This is a genomic window from Bacillus sp. FSL M7-0558, assembly GCF_038003245.1.
Taxonomy (GTDB): domain Bacteria; phylum Bacillota; class Bacilli; order Bacillales; family Bacillaceae; genus Bacillus; species Bacillus pumilus.
In genome coordinates this window covers 1,713,504-1,732,139 of record NZ_JBBOOU010000001.1, presented here as the reverse complement: position 1 = coordinate 1,732,139, position 18,636 = coordinate 1,713,504, and the positions used below count along the sequence as shown (strand labels likewise).

At 41.2% G+C, this 18,636-nt stretch carries 22 protein-coding genes; 6 read left to right on the top strand and 16 right to left on the bottom strand.

The window, feature by feature from the left end; translation table 11 throughout:
• Positions 1–33: 33 nt before the first annotated feature.
• The 5 genes from glnA to spoVK all read right to left on the bottom strand — a co-directional run bounded on the left by glnA (position 34) and on the right by spoVK (position 5,572).
• Positions 34–1,368, bottom strand: coding sequence for a type I glutamate--ammonia ligase (gene glnA / locus MHB79_RS08585; RefSeq protein WP_340989493.1), 1,335 nt, complete (start codon positions 1,366–1,368; stop codon positions 34–36).
• 59 nt (positions 1,369–1,427) lie between these two features.
• A complete protein-coding gene (locus MHB79_RS08580; RefSeq protein ID WP_050944935.1) occupies positions 1,428–1,838 on the bottom strand; it encodes a MerR family transcriptional regulator in 411 nt (136 codons plus the stop codon).
• Positions 1,839–1,929: 91 nt separating this feature from the next.
• Complete coding sequence (locus tag MHB79_RS08575) at positions 1,930–3,210, bottom strand: methionine gamma-lyase family protein (protein WP_340989491.1); 1,281 nt, start codon at positions 3,208–3,210, stop codon at positions 1,930–1,932.
• 18 nt (positions 3,211–3,228) lie between these two features.
• Positions 3,229–4,491 (bottom strand): GTPase HflX, encoded by a 1,263-nt coding sequence (hflX, locus tag MHB79_RS08570; protein WP_106028917.1) that lies wholly within the window; start codon positions 4,489–4,491, stop codon positions 3,229–3,231.
• A 121-nt stretch (positions 4,492–4,612) separates the two neighbouring features.
• Complete coding sequence (spoVK, locus tag MHB79_RS08565; RefSeq protein WP_003211912.1) at positions 4,613–5,572, bottom strand: stage V sporulation protein K; 960 nt, start codon at positions 5,570–5,572, stop codon at positions 4,613–4,615.
• 320 nt (positions 5,573–5,892) lie between these two features.
• Here spoVK and MHB79_RS08560 point away from each other — a divergent pair, with 320 nt between their 5' ends.
• Entirely contained in the window at positions 5,893–6,651 is a 759-nt protein-coding gene (locus MHB79_RS08560; RefSeq protein WP_003211781.1) for an N-acetylmuramoyl-L-alanine amidase, read from the top strand.
• A 67-nt stretch (positions 6,652–6,718) separates the two neighbouring features.
• Here MHB79_RS08560 and MHB79_RS08555 read toward each other — a convergent pair whose 3' ends face one another.
• From MHB79_RS08555 to MHB79_RS08515, 9 genes are all read right to left on the bottom strand, one after another.
• On the bottom strand, positions 6,719–7,336 hold the full coding sequence (locus MHB79_RS08555) for a hypothetical protein (RefSeq protein ID WP_335355651.1): 618 nt from the start codon (positions 7,334–7,336) through the stop codon (positions 6,719–6,721).
• Between the two features lie 84 nt (positions 7,337–7,420).
• Positions 7,421–8,401, bottom strand: coding sequence for a class 1b ribonucleoside-diphosphate reductase subunit beta (nrdF, locus tag MHB79_RS08550; RefSeq protein WP_003212452.1), 981 nt, complete (start codon positions 8,399–8,401; stop codon positions 7,421–7,423).
• 17 nt (positions 8,402–8,418) lie between these two features.
• Positions 8,419–10,521, bottom strand: a complete 2,103-nt coding sequence (nrdE, locus tag MHB79_RS08545; protein WP_003212060.1) for a class 1b ribonucleoside-diphosphate reductase subunit alpha — start codon at positions 10,519–10,521, stop codon at positions 8,419–8,421.
• Positions 10,481–10,873, bottom strand: coding sequence for a class Ib ribonucleoside-diphosphate reductase assembly flavoprotein NrdI (gene nrdI, locus MHB79_RS08540; RefSeq protein WP_008360380.1), 393 nt, complete (start codon positions 10,871–10,873; stop codon positions 10,481–10,483). The genes nrdE and nrdI overlap by 41 nt, the downstream gene beginning before the upstream one ends.
• Positions 10,874–11,138: 265 nt before the next feature.
• On the bottom strand, positions 11,139–11,351 hold the full coding sequence (locus MHB79_RS08535; protein WP_003212415.1) for a hypothetical protein: 213 nt from the start codon (positions 11,349–11,351) through the stop codon (positions 11,139–11,141).
• Positions 11,352–11,430: 79 nt separating this feature from the next.
• The gene (locus tag MHB79_RS08530; RefSeq protein ID WP_003211073.1) at positions 11,431–11,763 is read right to left on the bottom strand and encodes a YmzC family protein; all 333 of its coding nucleotides are present in this window, start codon (positions 11,761–11,763) and stop codon (positions 11,431–11,433) included.
• Positions 11,764–11,924: 161 nt separating this feature from the next.
• A complete protein-coding gene (gene hfq, locus MHB79_RS08525) occupies positions 11,925–12,146 on the bottom strand; it encodes an RNA chaperone Hfq (RefSeq protein WP_003211269.1) in 222 nt (73 codons plus the stop codon).
• 25 nt (positions 12,147–12,171) lie between these two features.
• Complete coding sequence (miaA, locus tag MHB79_RS08520; RefSeq protein WP_340989487.1) at positions 12,172–13,128, bottom strand: tRNA (adenosine(37)-N6)-dimethylallyltransferase MiaA; 957 nt, start codon at positions 13,126–13,128, stop codon at positions 12,172–12,174.
• A 69-nt stretch (positions 13,129–13,197) separates the two neighbouring features.
• The gene (locus tag MHB79_RS08515) at positions 13,198–13,599 is read right to left on the bottom strand and encodes a YmaF family protein (protein ID WP_050944948.1); all 402 of its coding nucleotides are present in this window, start codon (positions 13,597–13,599) and stop codon (positions 13,198–13,200) included.
• A 104-nt stretch (positions 13,600–13,703) separates the two neighbouring features.
• On the opposite strand from MHB79_RS08515, the gene MHB79_RS08510 reads away from it, so the two are divergent.
• From MHB79_RS08510 to erbB, 4 genes are all read left to right on the top strand, one after another.
• The gene (locus MHB79_RS08510; RefSeq protein WP_050944950.1) at positions 13,704–13,970 is read left to right on the top strand and encodes a hypothetical protein; all 267 of its coding nucleotides are present in this window, start codon (positions 13,704–13,706) and stop codon (positions 13,968–13,970) included.
• Positions 13,971–14,082: 112 nt separating this feature from the next.
• The gene (locus tag MHB79_RS08505) at positions 14,083–14,625 is read left to right on the top strand and encodes a TetR/AcrR family transcriptional regulator (protein ID WP_050944952.1); all 543 of its coding nucleotides are present in this window, start codon (positions 14,083–14,085) and stop codon (positions 14,623–14,625) included.
• Positions 14,626–14,627: 2 nt separating this feature from the next.
• Positions 14,628–14,945, top strand: coding sequence for an SMR family multidrug efflux transporter EbrA (gene erbA, locus MHB79_RS08500; RefSeq protein ID WP_003211368.1), 318 nt, complete (start codon positions 14,628–14,630; stop codon positions 14,943–14,945).
• Positions 14,946–14,960: 15 nt separating this feature from the next.
• Positions 14,961–15,329, top strand: a complete 369-nt coding sequence (gene erbB / locus MHB79_RS08495; RefSeq protein WP_034662159.1) for an SMR family multidrug efflux transporter EbrB — start codon at positions 14,961–14,963, stop codon at positions 15,327–15,329.
• Positions 15,330–15,376: 47 nt separating this feature from the next.
• Here erbB and MHB79_RS08490 read toward each other — a convergent pair whose 3' ends face one another.
• Together MHB79_RS08490 and MHB79_RS08485 are read right to left on the bottom strand one after the other, a co-directional pair.
• Positions 15,377–15,826, bottom strand: coding sequence for an OsmC family protein (locus MHB79_RS08490; RefSeq protein WP_050944954.1), 450 nt, complete (start codon positions 15,824–15,826; stop codon positions 15,377–15,379).
• 77 nt (positions 15,827–15,903) lie between these two features.
• A complete protein-coding gene (locus MHB79_RS08485) occupies positions 15,904–16,638 on the bottom strand; it encodes a poly-gamma-glutamate hydrolase family protein (RefSeq protein WP_003211920.1) in 735 nt (244 codons plus the stop codon).
• 585 nt (positions 16,639–17,223) lie between these two features.
• Here MHB79_RS08485 and MHB79_RS08480 point away from each other — a divergent pair.
• Positions 17,224–18,549, top strand: coding sequence for a S8 family peptidase (locus tag MHB79_RS08480; RefSeq protein WP_050944956.1), 1,326 nt, complete (start codon positions 17,224–17,226; stop codon positions 18,547–18,549).
• Positions 18,550–18,636: the final 87 nt, after the last annotated feature.

Genomic DNA, 18,636 nt, shown 5'->3' with positions numbered 1-18,636 from the left:
CCCTGAAGCCAATGGCTCCAAGGGATTCCTCTATTAATACTGAGACATATACTGATCGCGTTCCCATGGGTGTACTTGGGTTCTAAACATATCCCATTCGATTTCTTTTGATTCGATGAAGTGCTCGAATAAGTGATCGCCTAGCGCGTTGACCATGACTTCGTTTGATTTCAGCAGCTCAAGTGCTTCTGCAAGTGTTGCAGGCAGATCAGAGATGCCGTTTTCAAGGCGCTCTTCTTTGTCCATGACATAGATGTTTCTGTCAATTGGTGCTGGTGCGTCTAGTTTGTTTTTAATTCCGTCAAGACCTGCTGCAAGTAATACGCTTAGTGCAAGGTATGGGTTTGCAGATGGGTCTACGCTACGCACTTCTACACGTGTGCTGATGCCGCGTGATGCAGGGATACGGATTAATGGGCTACGGTTTTGTGCACTCCATGCCACGTAGCAAGGTGCTTCATAACCAGGTACAAGACGCTTGTAAGAGTTCACCGTTGGGTTTGTGACCGCTGTAAAGCTAGTTGCATGCTTGACGATACCTGCGATAAAGTGTCTAGCCGTCTCGCTTAATTGTAAATCTGCGTTTTCATCAAAGAATGCGTTTTTGCCATTTTTGAATAATGATAGGTTACAGTGCATACCAGATCCGTTTACACCAAACAATGGTTTTGGCATGAATGTCGCATGAAGACCATGCTTTCTCGCGATCGTTTTGACAACGAGTTTGAACGTTTGAATGTCATCACAAGAACGGATGGCGCCTGCATATTTGAAGTCAATTTCATGCTGTCCAGGTGCTACTTCATGGTGAGACGCTTCAATTTCAAAGCCCATTTCTTCAAGCTCAAGCACGATATCACGGCGGCAGTTTTCGCCTAGATCTGTTGGTGCAAGGTCAAAGTATCCACCTTTATCGTTTAATTCAAGCGTTGGCTCGCCTTTTTCATCTAATTTAAATAAGAAGAATTCTGGCTCAGGTCCAAGGTTGAAATCACTAAATCCTAGGTCTTCCATTTCCTTTAAGACACGCTTTAAGTTGTTACGTGGGTCTCCATCAAATGGCGTCCCGTCTGGCTTGTAAATGTCACAAATAAAGCGTGCAACTTTACCTTTTTCTGCTGTCCAAGGGAATATAACAAATGTGTTGAGATCTGGGTATAGATACATATCTGATTCTTCAATACGTACGAAACCTTCAATAGATGAACCGTCAAACATACATTTGTTATCGAGAGCTTTTCCTAACTGGCTCACAGGAATTTCAACATTTTTAATCGTTCCGAGAATGTCTGTAAATTGCAGACGGATGTACTTTACATTTTCCTCATTTACTAATTTTACGATATCTTCTCTTGTGTATTTTGCCATTTCGTAAAACTCCTCCCCTACAAAAGGTAAAATTGTATAGCAATGCTTTTGCTAATTGGTTAACGGAAGAACCTTGACATATCCCCCTGCCTAAAGGTCGTTCCTTGTTGGAAACGTCCAGCCTGAATGAGTTCCTTCTTCAGTAGCTTCCTGAGTTCATCATCTGTCAAGTTGTGCTTCGCTGTGGATTTCTCCTCGGTCTTTGCATCAGACGCTGGATGTTCTGCCTCAGCTTTGGCAAAAAGTTTTTTGATTCCTGCCATGTTTACACCTTGTTCGATGAGGTTTTTAATTTCTAGTAATTTATCAACATCATGGAAAGAAAATAATCGGCGATTCCCATCACTTCTTGCTGGAAATACTAAACCATTTTCCTCATAATAGCGAATTTGCCTTGCAGATAATTCTGTTAGCTGCATGACAATCCCAATTGGGAATAAAGGCATTGAGCGGCGAATGTTATCACTCATCTCAACTGTCTCCTCCTCTTTGCTTAAATTTATTATATGTCATGTTATATTATGTGTCAACATTATGTTAGGAATATTAACATGGATTTTTTTATCGAGCAGGTATGTCGATAAAACCTTGTTCCATTAAGGCATCTACAGCACTGCAAATCGCATTTTTCACATGGGCATACGTGAGTCCGCCTTGAACGTAGGCTGTATAAGGCGGTCTGATCGGTCCATCTGCTGACAATTCGATACTAGCTCCTTGGACGAAGGTGCCCGCTGCCATAATGACATCATCCTCGTAACCCGGCATATAGCTTGCATGCGGTGTGACGTGACTGTTGATCGGAGATGCATATTGAATCGCCTGACAGAATGCAATCATTTTGTTAGGATCACCAAATTCGACGGATTGAATTAAATCCGTTCTTTTCGCATTCCACGCCGGGTTCGTTTGGAACCCGAGCTTCTCAAGAAAACGAGCCGTGAACACTGCACCCTTTAAACTTTGCGCCACAACATGCGGTGCTAAGAAAAATCCTTGATACATTTCCTGAAGCGCATAAAGCGAGGCACCCGCTTCACTGCCGATGCCCGGAGATGTCATTCGATAAGAGCAAGCTTCTACCCATTTTTCTTTTCCAACGATGTAGCCGCCTGTTTTGGCAAGCCCGCCGCCTGGGTTTTTAATAAGGGAACCCGCCATAAGATCCGCTCCCACATGACATGGCTCTTGTAATTCAGTAAATTCACCATAACAGTTGTCCACAAACACAATGATTTCTTCATTGATCTCTTTTACAAATGAAATCATTTGCTTGATTTCTTCTATTGTAAAGGAAGGTCTTGAAGCATAGCCTTTTGAACGTTGAATGCCGATCATTTTTGTTTTAGAGGAGATCGACTCTTTTACTTTGTCATAATCGACGGATCCATCTTGCCTTAAATCAATAGCCTTGTAATCAATCTGGAAGTCTTTTAATGAGCCTGTCCCTTCTTTGCCGCGAATCCCTACAATTTCTTCTAGCGTATCGTATGGTTTTCCCGTCATATAGATCAATTCATCGCCAGGTCTCAGCACACCAAATAACGCAATGGAAATGGCATGTGTGCCGGAAATGATCTGCGGACGCACAAGGCCGCTTTCTCCCCCGAAGACGTCCGCATAAATTTTTTCTAGCGTGTCTCTTCCCATATCATCGTAGCCGTATCCAGTTGTTGGATTAAAGTGAGAGTCACTGACTCTATGCTTTCGGTAGCTTTCAAGCACCCGCCACTCATTTTGTTCACTCTTTTGATCAATTTGCTGATGCATGTGAAAAATGTCTTGTTCTGTTTCTGCTGCTACTTTTTCTAAAATACTGCCGTGTTTTAATGTATGAAACATCTTGATTTAATTCCTTTCTTACAACATATACTTCTTGATTTGACCTAATATGGTCTGCTCCTCACCGCTAAACCCGGTGATGTCATAAAGTTCTGCTTCTTTTTGAAATTCTAGCGATTCGACGAGCGTTTCTGATTTTAATGCGGAGATGAGCTTTCCTTCATACGCTGGAATCTTCACATGGTATGGCTTTAAAAAGGTTTTTTTCAGTTCAGCCATGATATCTTCTTTTAACCGCTTCACATCTTCTTCGCGTCTCGCACTGATTAACAGATGACGATGCTTTGAAGATGGGATGAAATCCGGTCTGATTTGATCTTCTTTGTTATAAACCGTCAGCATCGGTATACGGTCTGCTTCTAGTTCTTCTAATAACTCATGAACCGTCCGTTCGTGACCTTCGTAATCCTCATTAGAAGAATCAATGACATGAAGCAAATAATCGGCTTCCTTCACTTCTTCAAGAGTGGAACGAAATGCCGCAATGAGTGTTGTTGGGAGGTCTTGGATAAAACCAACGGTGTCTGAAATCAGCACACTGTAGCCAGATGCTAATGTCATCTTACGTGTCATTGGATCAAGTGTCGCAAATAGCAGATCCTCTTCATGACTATCTGCATCTGTTAATTGGTTAAACAAAGTAGATTTTCCGGCATTCGTATACCCAACAATGGCAATTTGGAACACACCATTTTTCTTCCGGCGTTCCCGGTATCTTGTCCGGTGTTCTTTGACTGTAGATAATTGCCCGTTAATTTCGTGAATACGGTTTCGAATATGGCGTCTATCTGTTTCAAGTTTTGTTTCACCTGGACCTCTTGCGCCAATTCCTCCGCCTTGCCTTGAGAGGCTGATCCCTTGTCCGCTTAGTCTCGGCAAGGCATACTGAAGCTGGGCAAGCTCTATTTGCAGCTTCCCCTCTCTTGTCCGGGCTCTTTTTGCAAAGATGTCTAAAATCAATTGTGTCCGATCGATAATTTTCACATCTAAGGCAGTTGCCAAAGCTTTTAGCTGACTTGGAGACAGTTCATCATTAAAAATAATGACATCACATTCGAATTCCTCACAAAGCACTTCAAGCTCTTCTACTTTCCCTTTACCGATATATGTTGCGCTGTCTTGTCTATTTCTCTTCTGCGTCATTACGCTGACAGCTTCACCGCCAGCCGTTTTGGTTAAGGAAGCTAATTCTTCCATTGAGTATTGAAAGCGTTCATCCGTGACATGCGGCAATTGACAGCCGACAAGGATCGCTTTTTCTGTCATTTCATGTTCATTCAACGTCAGTTGTTTCCTTTCTGTACTTAAGTTTTCAGTAGTACCATCATACCAAACACACCACACGTATACCACTATTCGGATGGTTTATTTTAGTATCTCTTTATAAAAAGGATACGCCATTTTAAGTAGGCGTATCCTCTTTCATTTGGAGATCGTGACTTTTAATCGTGAGCAAATCTTTTTTATCATAATGATCCACAAGCAGGAGTCTCATCGCTTGGGTTCGAATGGCCTTTTCAATCGTGTTTCGCACAAAACGGCCGTTGCTGAATTTTGCAGGACTCGTGGTGCTTTTAATGTGCATTAAGTAATCTCGCAGCTTCCATTCAGCTTCTTGAGTAAATATATATTCTCTGTCAGCCATCATCCGTTTGGCAATGTCCATGAGCTGATCGACGGTATAATCAGGAAAGCTGATATTGATTGGAAATCTCGATTGCAGGCCGGGGTTTAATGATAGAAAATGATCCATTTCCTTGGAGTAGCCAGCAAGAATGAGAATGAATTCGTGCTGTTTGTCCTCCATATGTTTGACTAGGGTATCAATCGCTTCTTTCCCAAAATCCTTTTCGCCTCCGCGGGCAAGAGAATAGGCTTCGTCGATGAACAAAATGCCGCCTAGTGATTTTTTAATTAAATCCCTTGTTTTTTGAGCAGTATGACCGATGTACTCGCCGACTAGATCTCCGCGTTCCGCTTCAATTAAGTGACCTTTTGAGAGGACATTCATTTCAAAGAAAAGCTTCCCGACAAGTCTTGCAACCGTTGTTTTCCCTGTGCCCGGATTCCCTTTGAACATCATATGAAGCGCTTGTTTACCTACCTTTAACCCTTGTTCCTGCCTTTTTTGATTGACAAAGATCCAAGCATAAATCTCTTTTATGTTTCGTTTCATTTCATCCATACCGACAAGGCTGTTCATTTCACGCTCTATTTCCCGTAAGATGCTGTGTTTTGCCTCATTTTTCTGCAAGGCTTCTAGGTATTCTGCCTCTGAATCTGCATCAACCAATACTTGCTTTTGTCCGTTAAGTATAATATTGATTTGGCCGTTGTTTTTATATGTGACAGCTCGCTCCAACGTATTCACCTCTCGCTCTTCTCTCTTTATTCTATTCGGGTGGAGCTGTAATCGTGACAATCGCCCGCTTAAGCCCAAGTTTGCTGTCAAAATGACCCGAGATTCCGAATATTGTAGGGATTTCTGCGGTTTCCCAGGAAATGATGTGCTATTTCCATTGTATTCATCCCATTTAGGCGGACAAACCAACAATTTGTTTTTTCTTAGAAAAATGTAGCTTTCTCATCACAAATTGTGCAGAAAAGAGTCTCAATGATTTCCGCATTTTGTACAGGCAATTTTTCTATTTTCTCATAAAATAAAGACGAGGTGATGAATAGATGGTGAAAATTTTTATTGATCCTGGCCATGGAGGAACAGATTCTGGAGCTGCTGCTAATGGACTTTTGGAGAAAAATATCACACTGCAAATCGCGATTTTATTGAGAGATATGTTGATTAGTGATTATGATGACGTTTCCGTCCGCTTAAGTCGTTCAATTGATCAATCCGTTACTTTGGCCCAGCGTACAAATGCGGCAAACAGCTGGGGAGCTGACTATTTCGTGTCTATTCATGTTAATGCAGGCGGGGGCACAGGTTTTGAAAGTTATGTGTATCCTGGCGTTTCAGCACCAACCACCACGTATCGCAATGCCCTTCATGATGAAATTGTTCGCTCGGTGGATTTTGCCAACCGCGGCAAGAAAACAGCGAACTTCCACGTTCTTCGAGAAACTTCTATGCCCGCTATTTTAACAGAGAATGGTTTCATCGATACGACAGCTGATGCAAATAAGCTCCGCAACGCAACCTTCCTTCAAGGCATCGCTCGCGCTCATGCCACTGGATTAGAGAAAGCCTTTCAGCTGAAAAAAAAAGCTAGTAATCTTTATAAAGTTCAGGCTGGAGCTTTCAAGGTGAAAGCCAATGCAGATGAATTAGCAGCCACGCTGAAATCCAAAGGCTTTGACGCCTTCGTTGTATTAGAGGGCGGCATGTTCCGAGTGCAAGCCGGGGCTTTTCGTACAAAGCAAAATGCGGATGACCTCGTCGCAAGATTGAAACAGGCCGGTCATGACGCATTCGTTTTCCAATAACTGAAGCTTGTTATAACGAAATAAACCGGCTCAAGTCTGCTGCTGAGCCGGTTTATGATTGATTCCTTTATGCTAAAATGTTCACGACAAATTGAGACCACGTTTCAAGTCGATCGAAGTATTCAGGCTTTTTCAAATCGGATGCTTTCATCCATTTTCCTGAGATTTGATCTGTTTCTTTCACTTCTACATGAGCGCCTGGAGATAATTCAAGCGCCGATAACAGTCCAATGTGCACACGGCCGACACTGTTGTCATCATCATTAATTAAACCAAGGGTTTTCATCTCAAGTTTGTCTTCTTCTTGAATAGAAAGTTCCTCGTCTAGTTCACGATCCGTATTTTCTTTTAGAATTTCAGCAAAGTTTTTGCCTTCGATGAAATTCATGTGACCACCAAAGCCAAGAGATAACTTATGATGCAATCGAGTCTCTCCCCCGCCTTGAAGCCTTTCATATACATACACTTCGTCCTCACGCTTAATCACGACATAAGGAATCGGCTGCTTGAAGTCAGGATTTTCTTCCGCATCGCCTCTGCGCATCTGCTTGAAGTGCTCTTCGATTTCTTTCATAATGGTGTTGATTGTTTTCTCTTCACTATTCACACCATTAAACGCAAGCGATTCGTTTTGGAATACGCGTGTGCGCGGTGCAACTAGTATGATTTCATCCATTTTCCCCATGTTCGGTAACCTCCAGTATGTAACGCATTATATGAAATGGCAAAAAGCCAAAACGAGTGATGCGTTTTGACTTTTACGCCTTACTTATGATTCATCTCCAAAGAAGAAGTCGTCATCTTTTAACGGCTCAACCGTTGCTTTTTTGTAGCCGTTCCCTTTCATTGAGAAGAAGTCATGCGATTTTGTTTTTGTATTGAGTCCGTTCAATACAATTGGATTGATCTCTTCTTCTTCAAAGTAAGGGGCAAATCCAAGGTTCATTAACGCTTTATTGGCATTGTAACGAATGAACTTTTTCACATCATGCGATAAATTGACTTGGTCATATATATCTTCCGTGTAATGAAGTTCATTTTCATAAAGCTCGTTCAAGAGGTCAATCGAGAAATCATATAGCTCTTTTTGCACGTCAGGTGTTTGTTTGTTGTAAATTTCTTGTGCTAATAATCCAACATATACACCGTGAATCGCTTCATCACGCAAAATCAAGTTGATGATTTCACCACTTTGCATGAGCTTTCCTTGTCCATAGAAATAAAGCGGGTAGTAAAAACCACTGTAAAATAGGAAGCTTTCTAAATAAACAGAAGCAACCATTGCTTTAAAGAGAGAAATCGGATCGTCCTTTTGAATCGAACGGTATAAACTGACAATCATATCTGCTTTCTTTTGCAAGAATTTATTCTTTTTGACCCATTCAAACACTTCACTGATCGTTTCAGTTGGTGCGAGTGTCATGAAGATATTTGAGTATGATTTCGCATGTACCGCATTTTCCATCATCGCCATAAAGTTTAATACCGCTTTACGCTGATGGCCTTCTACATGTTCAGCCACAATCGGCATCCCTGTATTTCCTTGTTCTGTATCAAGTAAAGTCAATCCAGCAAGTACCTTCATGTACGTATCTCGCTCTTTTTCACCTAGATATTTCCATGTTAAGAGGTCCCCGTTTAAGGAAATCTCTTCAGGAAGCCAGAACTGCTTCACATTTTGGTTGTAAAACATTTGTGTAAAATCATCTTCGTGTTTTGACCAGTTGGCTGCATCATAAATTTTTGTCACGTTAAACTCTCCTTTAATCAAACAACACAAGAAAGACAGCCTTCCTGCCCTGTATCCTTCGTTCTTGCATAATAAAGTGTCTTAATGCCTTTATGGTGTGCATACAGATCGATGCGGTTTAGGTCACGCGTTGTCATCGTATCTTTCAGGAATAGTGTAAAGCTGATTCCTTGATCGACGTGCTGCTGAATCGTTGCGATCATATCGACCACTTTAAACATATCCATATCGTACGCTTCTTTATAGAAGAACCAGTTTTGCGCTGAAAGACCTGGCATTGGGTAATACGTTTTGCTGTTGCCATATGTTCTTTCTTCGATACGTTCCATAATTGGCATAACAGAGGCTGTTGCCGATTGCACATAAGAAATGGAACCTGTTGGTGCAATACATAAGCGGTAGCTATGGTACATGCCATTTTCCGCTACAAAGTCTTTGAGTGCTGCCCAGTCTTCTTTTGTTGGAATGTGCATGCCTTCAAATAATGCTGCTGCTTTTTCTGTTTTTGGTGTGAAATCATTCTCCACGTATTTATTGAAGTACTCGCCCGTTGCGTAGCCAGAGCCTTCATAACGATGGAATGTTTCTCCTTTTTCTTTTGCAAGCTCACTTGAACGTTTAATTGAATAGTAGTTCACCATCATAAAGAACGTATTCGCGAAATCTCTTGCTTCTTCACTTTCATAGGCCATTTGGTTTTGAGCCAAATACCCGTGAAGGTTCATCGCACCAAGTCCGATTGATTTCATCGCTTTGTTCGCTTTTCGAACAGCCGGTGCATTGCGAATATCTGTTGTTTCAGATACAAGCGTGAGTGAGTCTGTTGCTAGTTTGACCGTTTTTTCGATCGATTTGTTTTTCATGACATTCATGATATTTAATGAACCAAGGTTACAAGAAATATCAAGACCAATTTCATCTTCTTGATCATAGTCCGCGTAAGAAGAGACCTCTGAAGCTTGAAGCACTTCTGAGCAAAGGTTTGAGAATTTCACTCGTGAAATATGGTTTAATGCATGCTCTCTATTCACATTATCTTGGAACATGATATATGGATAGCCAGATTCTGAGCGAAGAACAGCCAATTTTTCAAGAAGCTTTCTCGGATTGACTTTTTCTTTTTTGATTTTCGGGTTTTCTACAAGCTCATCATACATTTCTTCCATGTCCATCTCATCAAGATGCTGTCCATATTCTTTATAGACTGTGTGCGGATAGAAGGTGTAAGCTGTTTTATCTTCTCTGGCAAGCTCAATAAATTTATCCGGGATGACGACACCGATGGACAATGTTTTCACACGCACATCTTCATCTGCAGAGATTTTTTTTGTATCTAAGAAATCATTAATATCTCTGTGGAAAATATTAAGGTAGGCACTACCTGATCCTTGTCTTTGTCCCATTTGATCTGCATATCTGAATGCATTATCAAGAAGCTTCATCACGCCGACGACACCTTTTGTCGCGTTTTCAACATCTTTAATTGCTTCGCCTTTTGCACGAAGCTTTGACAAGTTCAAGCTGACGCCGCCGCCTAATTTTGAAAGCTGCATTGAAATATCAATCGCTCTTGAAATATCGTTTAATGAGTCATTCACTTCAAGCAAGAAGCAGCTCACAAGCTCACCTCGTCTTTTACGTCCAGCGTTTAAGAATGTTGGTGTACTTGGCTGGTATTCCTGATTGATCATCAGTTCTACAAACTCAAGGGCTTTTTCTTTATCTCCGCCCGCAAAGAAAAGCGCTACAACTGAAATGCGGTCTTCATAGCGTTCAAGGATTTTCTTTTTATCATTTGTTTTCAGTGCATAGTCGTTGTAAAACTTAAACGCACTCATGAATGATGGGAATCTAAATTTCTTCGCATATGCAGCTTCGAATACCTCTTTAATATCTGCCATGCTGTATTGTCTTAAAAATTCTTCCTCATAGTAGTCGTTTTCTATTAAGTAATCAATCTTCTCTTCTAAGTTGTGAAAGAAGACTGTGTTTTGATTAATATAATCTACGAAATAACTATGTACAGCTTCTTTGTCCTTATCGAACTGAAACTTTCCTTCTTTTTGAATCATAATCTCGTTATTTAATTGTATCCACTTTGGAACCTGATTTTGTGACAATTCTTTCTACCTCCTGTGTAAACAATTCAACATCCCTTTTTGTTCCGCTTAGTTCAAAGGTGTGCAAAATAGGAACTTGATATTGTTTAGAAATCGTATCGGCGCTTTTGGCAAAATTATCTCCCCATACTTTGTTTCCACTCACCGCTACACCTAGTAAAAGGTGAGCATTTTTCTCTAAAAAGGATTGAGTAGTACTAGGGACTTGTCCAAATCCTGTCGTAAAGGTGACGAGAATAAACGGCGTATCCAAAAACTCTTCTCCAGTCAATTTTCGTTTGTCTGTAAAAGGGGTCTTGTCCAAAAAGCGTTGAACATTTCCTGTTTTTGAATCAAATACGATTTGAATCAATTCCATCACGACCTAGTTTTTAGTATTGTTGATCATTTCGTTATTCACTATATATAGTATACTATGTTTTTTCAAAACACAACATATAGATGTTCGAAACGAAAAAAATCAACCAACCCGGCCGAACATTCATAGCCGAACTCGTACGTTCAAATAAATAGAGCAGAACAGGATCTAAAAATAGACTGCTCTACTCTCTATTCAACTGAAACCGAAATCTATCATAACACGAAAAAAAATCGCTTAGTAGACTAGACTTTTTGTTTTATTTTTTGTAGGCATCGCACTGTAAATCTTCTGACACTTCTGTAATTTCCACTTCAACACCTAATTCTTTTAGCACCGCTTCAAGCGCAGAGACGATTGAAGCTTCTCTGACTAATTCTTTCCCATTTACAGAAACGCTTGTTCCATATTCAAAACAGGAGTCGTCTTCACAAGTTTGTTCCCAATGATTAATTTTAATTTTGTGTGTCATGAACTCATCCTTTTCTGTCTAGATGTCTGATGCATGATTATAGTGTAGCGACTTCACATTCATTTGTAAATTTACGTGCTTACTCTTCTACAGAATCGTCATCATCATCATAATCTTCGTCCCACTCATCTATGTATTTTGTTTTAATAAGGGTCAGTTCTCCCTCTTTTTCATCAAACCGGTACACATGTACTTCATCATCTTTCACAACAGCAAAGTGATTATTTTTTAGTGCAACAGCTGATTGTAATAGGCCATCTATATGTCCATGATCATCTTGATTAGAATAGTTATGCCAGCTTTCCTGTCTTGATTCAATGTTTGAAATGGCGCATGATCCAAATAAGACAACAATCCCAATCAATAGAAGGATCACTCTAATCCTTCTTAATTCAAGCTCTGCATTTTCCATATCGCTTCCCTCACCTTTCTTCATATCCAATAAGGGATTATACGCAGAATAGGCAGAAAAGTTTCATGGCATGCAAAATAGCCCCTCTGCACTGACAAAAAACGTAGCGGGTTCCGGCCGGTTTATTCGCAGATGCATGGGGCTATTAGGTCGAACATATCCTATTCTAATTCTAGATTTACATTCTTTTGAGGTGCAAATGTAGAAATGGCGTGTTTATAAATAAGCTGCTGCTTCCCTTCTGTTTCAAGCAGCACCGTGAAATTGTCAAAGCCTTTCACTTGACCGCGAAGCTGAAAGCCATTCAGTAAGAATACTGTAACAAATGTATTGTCTTTACGAATTTGATTCAAAAATTGGTCCTGAATATTAATCGGTTTCATGTTTCGTCCTCCTTGATTCTGATAACTACAGTTTCGCTTTAAGTCCAAGCTTTCCTGCTATATATGCGAAAATTTCCTCTTTTTTGTCTGAAAAGTGGCAAGGCGGTGTCATGTCGAACCAAGTGACATCCATTTTATTACGGAACCACGTGAACTGACGCTTCGCATATCTACGGGAATTTTGCTTTAATTGCTGGATAGCTTCATCAAGTGAGCAGTCACCTTGAAAATACGCATACAGCTCTTTATAACCAATCGCTTGAACCGATTGACAATCCTTCAAGCCAGATTGATAAAGTGCGCTCACTTCCTCAATTAAGCCTTCATCTATCATCATATCAATTCTTTGGTGAATGCGCTCGTACAAAAGCTCTCGATCCATTTTGAGCCCAATGAAGGCTGTATCATAAAGAGGAACTTCTTGATGACCATTTTGCATCTCCGACATTTTCTGACCTGTTGTATGGATCACTTCCAGCGCCCGGATCACGCGGCGGACATTATTCGGATGAATGGCTTTTGCAGCATCAGGGTCTACTGCCTTTAGCTTTTCGTGTAGCTGAAGGGAGCCATGCTGCTGTTCAAACAGCGCCATTTCTTCTCTAAAAGCAGGGTCACTTTTCTCATCGGTAAATGTGTAATCATATAAAACAGATTGGATATACAAACCTGTTCCGCCGACGATCATGGGTGTTTTCCCTCTAGCGGCAATCTCTTTGATTTTCATACGGACTAGTTGCTGAAATTCAGCTGTAGAAAAGGATTCGTCCGGCTCTTTCATATCAATTAAGTGGTGCGGGACACCATCCATTTCTTCAGGGGTGATTTTAGCTGTTCCAATGTCCATTCCTTTATAAATCTGCATAGAATCACCACTGATAATTTCTCCATTAAATGCTTTGGCTATATGTATGCTCAGTTTTGTTTTGCCGACAGCCGTCGGTCCTACTAATACAATCACTGGTTGTTTCGTTTTTTTCATAACATCACTCTCTTTTACAAACTGCCTACAGTATAGCATAACTTCTCTTTCTCTCCTATATAATGCCCATCACCAGCCGAGTGGTTCATTTCCGACCACTTCATATGTTTTTCCTTTAAAACGATGGGTATGCGTTGGCCTCTCTTGATCTGGACTATAGACGACACCTCCGTATCGGATGGGGACAGGATCTGTATAAGCAGAATACGTGACCTCCTGGATTTCGTGATAATGTGTGCCATCGGCTCTTGGGATAGCAGGTCCTGTGATGCCATAGTATCTGTGAAAATGGCCTCTTTCAAAAGAGGTGACCCCGCGATAGTAATGCGTATGCTTGTCAGTACTGCTTCCATTTACAGGCTGAGAGATCCCTTCAATTAAATGATAATGCTCTTCTGTTATATCCGTTCGTGCTTTATAGGCATGAGCATGCGGCGGACAATTTGCCCAATCAGATGGATACAGGCCCATTTTTGACATTCCTCCTTATATTAGGCGGTCACCCAAACACATGTAGGCCATTTGAATACACTGATGTCAGTTACAGTGATTTTATGTGAGAGGAGCCTTTTTTTATGAATTATTTTGAATCACCACCGTTTATTCAAGAAGACATGAGAAGACCTTTTGGATTTGGACGCCCTGGGTTTGGTTTTGGAGGCCCAGGATTTGGTTTTGGAAGACCTGGATTTGGTTTTGGGAGACCTGGATTTTTTGGAGCTCCATTTTTAGGTGGTTTTACCGGAGGACTACTTGCTGGGTCCCTGCTTGCTCCAGGCTATGGCTATGGGTACCCTTATCCGCCTCCGTACCCGCCATATGGACCATACCCTTATTATTAAACATGTCTTTTAAGTGAAAACAACCTTTCATAAAATGAATCGATTGACACACTAGTTTTTCATGGGTTAACATTTACTTTACCGACCGTTCAGTAAAGTAGGTGTTTTTTTTATGTCTAAAACCAAAAAAGAGCAAATTTTTGAGGCAGCTGCTCGTACGATTTTAAAAGAAGGATTAAGTCAGCTTACCCTTCAACATGTAGCAGAGCATGCACATATGACCAAGGCCGGCCTGCTTTATCATTTTTCAAGCAAGGAAGAGCTCATTCAAAAAATGAATGAGCACGCGATTGTCTGCTTTCGTCAGCAGCTTGAGTCGTATCAGGAAACATACAAAAACGAAAAGGCTCCTTATGTACGTGCATATATTTTGGCGACATTAAATGATCTTGATATGCAAAACACGACCCAGTTATGTACAAGTATGCTGGCCACCATGTCATTTGATGAAGCGTTATTGAACCCTTGGCGTGATTTTTATGCAGAGTTCAAAGCGAAAGCAGCTGAGGAAATCAATGACCCTGCATTGAGCCAGCTGATCCGCCTTTCATGTGATGGAATATGGTTTTCAGAAATGTTTCAGCTTGAACCGCTGAACCGAGAGGAAAAAACCCTTTTACTTCATCGGATTTTACACCTATTAGAGGAGGGATAATCATGATCCTCGGATATCTTTTTCTAGCTGTGGCCATTTTTTCAGAAGCCATTGGCGCCGTGATGTTAAAATTCTCAAATGGCTTTACTCGCTTTAAGCCTAGCGCTGTCGTTGTTGCTGGGTATACACTTGCCTTTTATATGCTGTCATTGACACTGAATATCATTCCGCTTAGCATGTCTTACGCAACATGGTCTGGGGTTGGTACAGTCCTCACGGCTATTTTTGGCGTGCTTTTTTTCAAAGAAACCTTGAACCAAAGAGCAATCATTGGGATGGCGATGCTTGTCTCAGGAGTCGTACTTTTAAATATGTCATAAAGGATGTGAGAGATCATGAAAGGAATGCTCTATTTAACAGGGGCTATTTTGACAGAGGTTTTTGGCAGTACGATGCTGAAGCTTTCCCAAGGTTTTTCGCAACTGCTGCCGAGTATTGGGGTCCTGATCGGATTTGGGTGTGCCTTTACCTTCCTCAGTCTGGCACTTAAAACGATTGACCTTTCGTCTGCTTATGCAACATGGTCTGGCGTTGGAACAGCACTCACTGCTCTTATCGGACTCGTGCTGTTTAACGAAACCATTCACATAAAAGGCTTCATCGGTCTTGCACTAGTGATATGCGGCGTGATTGTCTTGAACCTGTCAAAAAAACAAAAGGAAGAAAACAAAGAACAAATCGATCAAACCGAATGGACGTCATAAAAAAAGTCATTTTCTCCATTTCATTAAGAGAAAATGACTTTTTGTTTTTACCCGCCGACTTGAATGGTTTCTTCTAAGGAAATGTCCACATTTCCTTGAACAGCTCTTGAGATCATACATGAGCTTTCGGCTTTGTGCGCGAGCTTGCGGGCCAGCTCAATATCTTGCGGAGAAGCAGAGGCTTTGAGGATGATGACAGGCCGGTGAATGATTTTTTCATATGTAAACACACCATTTGTCACATCTACGACAGCCTCAGAACTCATTGTGAGATCCTCTTTTTCTAATTGGCTCCGCTCCATCATAGCGGCAAGTGTAATAATATAACACGTAGCCGCTGCACCTAAGAGCATCTCATCTGGATTTGTTCCGATGCCGGGACCGTCCATTTCTTTTGGAATTGAAATCTTCGTTTTTAACTGTTCGCATGAGATTGTACCCACATCGTTACGCAGGCCAGGCCAGCTCGCCTGAAGATGAAAATGATGACGCGCCATATTCGTCTCTCCTTTTGTTATCACTTTTTATAGTGTAACAAGAATTCACGCTGCTTGTCTTAACATGTGCACCATCTTTATGTATATTCCTCATCCAGCACTGTCCGAATCGCCCTGACATACCGGTAGAACGTCTCGTTTTTTGTACTCGACCGCCGCCGAAAGTCAAAACTGTCAAATAAAGCTTCACGCTGACTTCTACTAATCTCTAACTGTACACTTTGCCCTGTTTTAGTAAGATTATTAATATTATGATTGCTTGTTCCGCTCAGGGTTGCGTGTGCGACAGCCAGTTCAGCAGAAAATCCGTTCCGCTCTAATGAGTTCACTATTTTTTCTGCACGGTCGTAATCTGTTCCGCCAACGAGCGTATGGTCAATGCCTTCCTCACCTTTGTATCCATGCACTGCTAAGATATAATCGTGTGCTTTTGCCTGCGCGACGCCGACTGGCTCATCAAAGTTTGTACTTGTCACATGAAGTTCTGATGCATTCTCTCTTAAACCTTCAAACAAATACGTAGAGAAATCATTATCGAAAAAATGGACGATCTCACTCACGCCGCCTTCAATTCTCCCGCCATGGGGTGACATCACAAGAAGACGGCTTCCAGGCACTGGGTTGGCTGTAATTTGATAGCTGCTTGTTGATTCGTTTTCTTCCAGTTCTTTAAAATTGCGATAAATATCATTTGAACCGCTTTCGTCTTCCCCACCTGATGACAATGGCTCATCATGTTCCTGTGCTTGCATTGTATAATAAACGCCCCATCCGATCGCAAGCAGGAGAAGCAAAGCAAAAAACTTCTTCATTCCCGTTCTCCTTTAACAGATTTCTAAGCCGTTTCTATGATTTATATTGAATCATCATTTCTTTTCATTTTTTCCACTTTTTCTCTTCAAATTTGATCATAACACTCTAGATCATGAGATTCCTCAAAAATAAGATAATTGCATTTATATACACAGAAACGCCTCTCGTCTTTGAAAACAGAGTTAGAATAGTATGACAGACAAACGAAGTTATGTTTAAAATGACCTAGTTCTATCCAGTCTGTTTTCTTTAATTCGGCTTGTTTTTATATGGATTTGATTTTTTTCCTCTGTGACAAGTCACATTTGTATGAGCATTGACCCTGTCTAACCCCTCCTTTTTTTCTGCAAAATCGTTTGTTTCACCGGTTCTCTAAGAAGAACTCTCCCACCTATCATCGGCTGATTCTACATGTTTTCCACCTTTTTCTATTATTTTACAAAATGTAAGCGCTTTTCTTTTTCATCAGAAATGAGTAAGCCGCCAATATGAAGAAAAGAAGGGACAAGAATCCGAACAAAGCAGCTCTCATTCTCATAACGTAAGAGTGTACAAGAATGGATAGCTAGAATGGAGGGCATCACATGTTTGGATTTTCTATGGTGCAAATGGTCAGGACACATGCTAGTAAACTAGATCAGCCTTTAAGAGAGACCGTCCTTCACCTTTATAAACCTTTTAAATGGACGCCATGCTTTCTTCATCGTTTCTTTGAAGGAAGATTAAAGAAGAGAAAGAAGCTTCGTGTAATTATTGAATTTAAGGAAGACGCGGTCGAAGCAGGGATTCAAAGCACAAAACAACTCATGAAAAAAAGTAGAAAAACAAATATCAAACGGCACTTTTCACATATCGACTGCTGCGCTGCAGACATAACACCGGCCGCTTTAGAGGAGCTGTTAGCAAATGGTGAGCATATTCGTAAAATTTATTTAGACCGGAAAGTTCATGCACTTCTGGATGTGGCCACACAAGCCAGTCACGCGGATGAAGTCTTCCGCAACGGTACAGCCTTAACTGGGGAAGGCATTACGGTCGCTGTCATTGATACAGGAATTTATCCGCATGAAGATTTAGAAGGAAGAATTCGCGATTTTGTGGACTTAGTCAAGCAAAAAACAAAGCCTTATGATGATAACGGGCATGGTACTCACTGCGCTGGAGATGTAGCTGGAGACGGAGCGGCCTCAGATGGCTTGTACAAAGGACCTGCTCCAAAAGCTCATTTAATTGGCGTAAAAGTGTTAAATAAACAAGGGGCTGGATCGCTTTCTACTATTATAGAAGGGGTTGAATGGTGCATCCAGTTCAATGAAGATCACCCTGATGATCCGATTCATATTATGAGTATGTCACTAGGCGGAGATGCTCAGCGTTATGATGACGAACAGGACGATCCGATGGTGCGTGCTGTCAATGCTGCTTGGGATCAAGGCATTGTAGTATGCGTCGCAGCCGGAAACTCTGGTCCTAACAGTCAAACGATTGCGAGCCCTGCCGTCAGTCAAAAAGTGATTACGGTTGGCGCTTTTGATGACCGGAATACACCAGAATCAAACGATGATATCGTGGCACCATTTTCAAGCAGAGGTCCTACTGTTTATGGTGAGACAAAGCCTGATATCCTTGCACCAGGAGTAAACATCGTCTCTCTCAGATCACCAAGATCCTTTCTAGATAAACTCGACAAATCAAGCAGAGTCGATGATGATTACACGACGTTATCTGGCACATCTATGGCAACACCGATTTGCGCTGGTATTTGTGCTCTTCTATTAGAGCATTCACCAGATTTAACGCCCGATGAGGTCAAAACCCTGTTAAAAGAAAATACAAGCAAGTGGTCTGGGGATGACCCGATGATTTACGGGGCAGGTGCCATTGACGCAGAAAAAGCCATCAAAGAATAAATAAAAAAGCCCTTTACGTTGATTCGTAAAGGGTGTTGTTTTTGTCTGTTATTACGTGTGAAGTCTTTCATCTACTTGATCAGCTGA

Bases quoted from the DNA above. Each gene is read 5' to 3' on its own strand.
- glnA (WP_340989493.1), bottom strand. From the start codon at position 1,368: ATGGCAAAATACACAAGAGAAGATATCGTAAAATTAGTAAATGAGGAA.
- MHB79_RS08580 (WP_050944935.1), bottom strand. From the start codon at position 1,838: ATGAGTGATAACATTCGCCGCTCAATGCCTTTATTCCCAATTGGGATT.
- MHB79_RS08575 (WP_340989491.1), bottom strand. From the start codon at position 3,210: ATGTTTCATACATTAAAACACGGCAGTATTTTAGAAAAAGTAGCAGCA.
- MHB79_RS08560 (WP_003211781.1), top strand. From the start codon at position 5,893: ATGGTGAAAATTTTTATTGATCCTGGCCATGGAGGAACAGATTCTGGA.
- MHB79_RS08555 (WP_335355651.1), bottom strand. From the start codon at position 7,336: ATGGGGAAAATGGATGAAATCATACTAGTTGCACCGCGCACACGCGTA.
- MHB79_RS08535 (WP_003212415.1), bottom strand. From the start codon at position 11,351: ATGACACACAAAATTAAAATTAATCATTGGGAACAAACTTGTGAAGAC.
- MHB79_RS08530 (WP_003211073.1), bottom strand. From the start codon at position 11,763: ATGGAAAATGCAGAGCTTGAATTAAGAAGGATTAGAGTGATCCTTCTA.
- hfq (WP_003211269.1), bottom strand. From the start codon at position 12,146: ATGAAACCGATTAATATTCAGGACCAATTTTTGAATCAAATTCGTAAA.
- miaA (WP_340989487.1), bottom strand. From the start codon at position 13,128: ATGAAAAAAACGAAACAACCAGTGATTGTATTAGTAGGACCGACGGCT.
- MHB79_RS08515 (WP_050944948.1), bottom strand. From the start codon at position 13,599: ATGGGCCTGTATCCATCTGATTGGGCAAATTGTCCGCCGCATGCTCAT.
- MHB79_RS08510 (WP_050944950.1), top strand. From the start codon at position 13,704: ATGAATTATTTTGAATCACCACCGTTTATTCAAGAAGACATGAGAAGA.
- MHB79_RS08505 (WP_050944952.1), top strand. From the start codon at position 14,083: ATGTCTAAAACCAAAAAAGAGCAAATTTTTGAGGCAGCTGCTCGTACG.
- erbA (WP_003211368.1), top strand. From the start codon at position 14,628: ATGATCCTCGGATATCTTTTTCTAGCTGTGGCCATTTTTTCAGAAGCC.
- erbB (WP_034662159.1), top strand. From the start codon at position 14,961: ATGAAAGGAATGCTCTATTTAACAGGGGCTATTTTGACAGAGGTTTTT.
- MHB79_RS08490 (WP_050944954.1), bottom strand. From the start codon at position 15,826: ATGGCGCGTCATCATTTTCATCTTCAGGCGAGCTGGCCTGGCCTGCGT.
- MHB79_RS08485 (WP_003211920.1), bottom strand. From the start codon at position 16,638: ATGAAGAAGTTTTTTGCTTTGCTTCTCCTGCTTGCGATCGGATGGGGC.
- MHB79_RS08480 (WP_050944956.1), top strand. From the start codon at position 17,224: ATGTTTGGATTTTCTATGGTGCAAATGGTCAGGACACATGCTAGTAAA.